This is a genomic window from Bacillota bacterium, from assembly GCA_013314855.1.
GTDB lineage: Bacteria > Bacillota > Clostridia > Acetivibrionales > DUMC01 > Ch48.
In genome coordinates, this window is record JABUEW010000183.1 from 1 (window position 1) to 5622 (window position 5622).

The window sequence follows — 5622 nt, forward strand, 5'->3', positions numbered from 1 at the left end:
AAGTGCGCCCATTTTTAGCTGAAAGGGATGAAAGAACCAAGGAAACAGGCATAAATAGAGTAAATTTGAAGCAAAAACCGGCTCATAATTGTAAATTATCCTTGGTATTTTCCTAATAATGGTTATTGCATGAAGTTGTCAAGGTACAATCAAATCATAAAAATTTAGTTCGTGCAGTGAAATCAAACTTAGATATGACGAATGAGGCAATTCAAGTCTTACTGAAGACCCCCAAAACAGATACAAAAAAAGGGAGACGCAATCGTATGATGCTCATCATGTTGTATGATACAGCTGCCAGAGCTCAAGAACTGGTGGACATCACCCTGCGTGATCTTCACATTGTTAATATCAAGTCGCCCTTTGTAACCCTCAATGGCAAAGGCAACAAGAGCCGAAATGTCCCATTGATGGAGAAAACTGTAGAGCACATTAACCAATATCTTCAGGAATTCCATCCGCATTCGGGCACCTATGATGCTCCGTTGTTCTTTTCGATAAGAGACGGAAAACCACATTCCTTATCTACCGATTCGATAAATCTAATACTCGGCGGTTATGCGAATCAGGCAAGGTCTGTCTGCCAGCAAATCCCGCAGCATGTTCATTGTCATTTGATTCGAAAAACAAGAGCTATGAATTTATACCAGCAGGGAATGCCTCTCACCATCATAATGGAAATGCTAGGGCATGAAAATCTATCAACCACATCAAGCTTCTATGCTTTCGCAACGGTAGATATGATTCGCGAAGCCATTAAAAAAACAACCCCTGAAGCAATAGAAGAATCGCCTATTTGGAAAAACAAAGATATCAGTGAAATGCTATATAGGTTTGATTAAAGCAAAACACTATGCCGAGAAGGAAAGCGGGAAATGCTTATTTTCAGGCAGAAATGTAAGTTTCTCGGCATAGTATATTTTTCGGTATAGTCGACGCTATGCCGAATTCGGCATAGTTTTGATAATGGCGACCCATTTCCCAAATCATGCCTTTTATTTTGAGAACTCCAATATCAGGTCACGGATCGCTTTGATGAACGACAGGATGTTCTTTGCGCAGGGCAAACCGGCAGAGGTTTTGACCGAGCACAATATGTATAACATCTTTAAAATAAAGTCCAAATTGATTTCCCATGAATGGGAGGAAGGTGAACTGAGGCAGATCCTTCCCATCAAAACCTATGGATCGTAAAGGGGGAGTTTAAATGAAAAGTTTTGATGGCAGGCTGATCGTTATCTTGATGCTCGTATCGCTTATATTGACGGGCTGCGGGCAGGCCGAACCGCAGGAAGCATCCGGCGGCCATGAGGATGTATCGGGCTTTTATATCAAGGACAGCTTCAACAGGGAGGTTTTAATCCCGGACAAAGTTGAAAGGATTGCCTGCCTGTATTCCTTTGCGGCCTATGCCGTAAGCCTGCTGGGCAGGGGAGAGGATATCGTTGCAGTCCCCGACGGCTTGCAAAGGGATGTGATGCTGATGGACATAGTCCCACAGATCAGGGAGGCGGCGGTTCCCAGATTATCCGGGAGAATAAATATTGAGGAGCTGTTGAAGCAAAAGCCCGATATCGTTATCATCAGAGGGGATACGGCAAAGGATGAAAAAGAGCTGGAGCAGCTGGATAAGTCAAAGTTACCCTATATTGTAGTTGATTACACAAACATACAGGAACAGCAGCAGGCCATATCCATTATAGGGGAAGCAATAGGCCGGTCAAAGGAAGCCCAGGAGTTCAACGACTATTACAACAGAATCATCAAGGAGGTCAATGATGTTGTGGGCAGCATCCCTGAAAATGAAAGAGCAAGGCTGTACCATTCGGAAAACCAGGCGCTTCGGACGATCCATAGGGACGCATTGCCCGCCGACTGGTCAAAGGCTGCGGGAGTGGTCAACGTATCGGTTAATGAACAGTTAAATCTGGTGAATAACGACTATTATGCTTCGCTGGAACAGGTCTTGCTGTGGGATCCTGACGTTATAATAGCGAATGAAAAGACCGCAATGGCGTATATTCTGGGCAACCCCCAGTGGTCGGGGATCAAGGCTGTAAGGGATAATAGGGTATATCAGCTGCCCCAGGGAATATCCCGCTGGGGTCATCCGGGTTCGGTTGAAACGCCGCTGGCCATCCTGTGGACGGCAAAGACGGTTTATCCGGAGAGGTTTGAACATATTGACATGGAAAGGGAAGTGGAATATTTCTATAAAGAGTTCTTTGACTATGAGCTTTCACCGGAGATGATACAGCAGATTTTGAGCGGCGAAGGCCTCAGGAAGCCGAAGGGGGAGGTGCAGAGTTGAGAATACTGATATGTATTGACGATACCGATAATCTTGAGAGCAAAGGCACGGGGGCCCATGCCCTCAATATTTCAGATGAAATATTGAAAAACCAATGGGGAATCCCCAAATTCATATCCAGGCATCAGCTTTATGTTCACAACGACATACCCTATACATCCCACAACAGCGCCATGTGCTTTGAGGTGGATGTGTTACAAAGCGAGGACTTGGCAAACATAGGTGAGTTCTGCAAAACCTATTTGAAAGAGCAAAGCGCCGCAGGGTCGGATCCGGGATTATGCATTGTGGTACCGGATTCTCTGGAAAACAAAGAAGAGCTTATTCAGTTCGGGAAAAAAGCAAAGGAAACCGTCCTTACAAAAAAAGACGCGTATGAAACGGCGGAAAGATTGGGCGTCCATCTCAGCGAGCACGGCGGCACGGGAGGAGGAGTAATAGGGGCCCTGGCCGGGGCGGGTTTAAGGCTTAGCGGCAATGACGGACGCATTAAGGGCAAGTATTTTATTGAGTGCCAAAATGAAGTGGTAACGGTAAAGGAAATCCTATGCCGGACAAATATTCAGGAGATAAGGGAGGAAAACGGTGGAACACTGGGGGAGGATGAGAAAATCCTGCTGGGGGAAAAGGTTAAGGGCGTGCTTTTGGAAGGGAAAATTGTCTTATTGGTTGAAAGGATAGGAAGCGTTTCCTCCGGCGAAGCAAAATGGCAAACACTTCCTAAAACGAAGATCAAGAAGTACTAGACTTTCTATAAAGATGTTCCCATTTGCCGTCCCTCTCCACCGGTTTTCCGTGGGCCGGGCATATCCACCGGAACGGGAAAGCGTTCAGCATCCTTATCGGATCCTTCAAGGCGCTCATATCCCAGTTCATGAAGGCGGGCAGGGGCTTTAACCTTCCCCCCATATAGGCTGCCAGGTCCCCGGCAAACAAAATATCGTTATAAAGCAGGCATACGTGTCCCGGGGTATGTCCGGGGGTCGGGATCACCTCTATGTCTCCGATTTTCAACCCTTTGGCATAGGCCTCTATGCCTTCAGGCTTTTTAATCTTCATAACAGGCCCTAAGAACTTTTTGATCCCGTGACGCTCTGCCTCCCCGTATATGTATGGTATATCCTCCTTTGACGCCCACAGCCTGGCGCCGGTATGCTGCTGTAGTGAAGCGGCGTTCCCTATGTGGTTCACATTTTTTAGCATATAATGTCAAGGGGTTTTTTGGAATCATATGCTAAAACAATGCCGCAGATTGAGAGTCGGCCCCTGTCGAATATTGAGGCAAGATTCTGAACATGTTACAATATTACCATGGAACTTTCTCCTGCCAAGCACGTCAAACAAAAAGAGTAATTGTCGCGTTTTACATCCAAAACAAAAGGTAAAGGGGCGTCGAAGAAATGTATACAAGATTCAAAAGCTACAGTTGGCGTTTGATTGTCGTATTTGTGCTGGCACTTGCCTTTTTTCAGTTGAACGCACCCCCGCAGGTGGCTGCCGGCGATATCAAGCTGGTGATAGACGGTGAGAGCATTGAAACTTCACCGCAGCCGGTAATCCAGAACAGCAGGACGATGGTGCCGGTGCGCCTTGTTTCAGAAAAACTGGGTGCACAGGTGGAGTGGAACGAGCAGAACAGGACCGTACGTATTGTGAGAGGCAACCGTTCGGTGCTTTTGCGGATTGACAGCCATCTGGTGGAGTATAACACGGGAGAGAGAGTTTTCAATTTAAGCGATGTACCTCCGCAAATCATCGAGGACCGTACTTTCGTGCCCCTGCGTTTGGTCAGCAACGCTTTAGGGGTGGCTATAAGATGGGAGGATGCGAGCAGGACGGTATATATCGATTCCGCCCAGGCCGCGAGTATTACACCCTTCTTCGACATGAAGATATCATCCGTTCAGCCCGGGCAGGTGATAACGGAGACTACGGATTTGCAGGCATCCTTTCCGGGATCGGTTCCGGCCGGCGCTGCAGAGATTAAGTTTTTGCTCATCAATCCTGAGACAGGACGGGGAACGGTTGTTGCCAGGGGAAGCGGTATGACCGCCAAATACCGCTGGCTGCCGGACTTGCAGGAGAGCGGACAGCGGGTTCTTGTGGCTGCCGTCTATAACGGGGATGGGCGTTTCCTGGCCGGCGACGCCGTTCCGGTTCAGGTAGCGGTGGTTCCCAGGGTATCGTTAACCGGACTGGTCCAGGGACAGGTGGTAGGGGATACTGTTTCGCTGGGAGCCGATCTGAATTTCGTGGCTGCTTACGTCAAATATGAGGTTGTAAACCAGGACAAAGGCAAGGTCTTTGTAACTGAAGAGTCGGACCCTCAGGGTGTGTACAAATGGGCACCGATGCTGGAGGATAACGGGAACGTTTCCTTCAAGGTGATAGCCTATGACCATGCAGGACAGGCCTATGCCGGCGAGGCTGTTACCGTTAAGGTTGACGCGGCACGGAAGCTGGAGTTGAGAGGGGTTAGCGCAGGCAGCACGGTGGAGAAGCCGGTCACGCTGTCGGTTTTCCGGAACTTCCAGGTCAGCCAGACCGAATATGTGATCAAAGACCCGCAGACAGGGAAGGAAGAGGTCCTGGCCCAGGTCGGATACACAAGCTACCGGTGGTTTCCTGGTCCGGAGCTGACAGGAACCAGAGAACTCCTGGTCCGGGTCAAGGATACCTCCGGTGTTACCCATACAAGCAGCAGCGTTAGTGTCAAGCTAACGGGCGCTCCAAAATTGATTTTGGGAGGTGTGGGTCCCCAGCAGGTAGTGACCGGTCCGTTGAAGCTGACAGCCTCAAGCAACGTTGCTTTAGACAGCATCCAGTACATCCTGGTCAACCCCAAAACAGGAGCAAGAAGGGTTATTGCTGGGGGGAAGGATGCCGGCGCTGAATATACCTGGACACCGGTTCAGGGAGACGATGGAGAATGGAAGATGCAGGCAGAAGGCACTTTAGCTTCAGGAGAAAAAATTACCAGCGAAGCCATCGCATTCAAGGTGTATCTTGGCACCATCTACTCAGCCAAGCCGGTAGTCGAAAAAAGTGCATTCCTGGACCTGGCATCCGGTTTAGCGAGCCAGTCATGGCAGAAAACAGGCATGTCCGCGGCGCTGCAGACAGCCCAGGCCATCCTGGAAACAGGCTGGGGCCAAAGCGTTCCGGTAGATAAATATACGGGAAAATTTTCATACAACCTGTTCGGCATAAAGGGTACGGGGCCTGCCGGTTCGGTAGTCTCCAACACCTGGGAAGAGTATAACGGGCAAACCTTCCGTGTTGACGCGAATTTCCGGGCTTACAGCGGTGTG

At 48.9% G+C, this 5622-nt stretch carries 5 protein-coding genes; 4 read left to right on the forward strand and 1 reads right to left on the reverse strand.

The features are described from left to right. Positions 1–125 precede the first annotated feature (125 nt). The 3 genes from HPY74_19365 (at position 126) to HPY74_19375 (ending at position 3057) form a co-directional block, all read left to right on the forward strand. Positions 126–842 carry a tyrosine-type recombinase/integrase gene (locus HPY74_19365; GenBank protein NSW92769.1) on the forward strand — a complete coding sequence of 239 codons (717 nt, stop codon included), beginning with the start codon at positions 126–128 and terminating at the stop codon, positions 840–842. A gap of 365 nt (positions 843–1207) precedes the next feature. After that, positions 1208–2311, forward strand: a complete 1104-nt coding sequence (locus tag HPY74_19370; GenBank protein NSW92770.1) for an ABC transporter substrate-binding protein — start codon at positions 1208–1210, stop codon at positions 2309–2311. Continuing rightward, a complete protein-coding gene (locus HPY74_19375) occupies positions 2308–3057 on the forward strand; it encodes a hypothetical protein (protein NSW92771.1) in 750 nt (249 codons plus the stop codon). The genes HPY74_19370 and HPY74_19375 overlap by 4 nt, the downstream gene beginning before the upstream one ends. Here HPY74_19375 and HPY74_19380 read toward each other — a convergent pair. Then, positions 3044–3514 carry an MBL fold metallo-hydrolase gene (locus tag HPY74_19380; GenBank protein NSW92772.1) on the reverse strand — a complete coding sequence of 157 codons (471 nt, stop codon included), beginning with the start codon at positions 3512–3514 and terminating at the stop codon, positions 3044–3046. The genes HPY74_19375 and HPY74_19380 overlap by 14 nt on opposite strands. Positions 3515–3711: 197 nt before the next feature. On the opposite strand from HPY74_19380, the gene HPY74_19385 reads away from it, so the two are divergent. After that, a partial coding sequence (locus HPY74_19385; protein ID NSW92773.1) for a glucosaminidase domain-containing protein occupies positions 3712–5622 on the forward strand: 1911 nt, incomplete at its 3' end.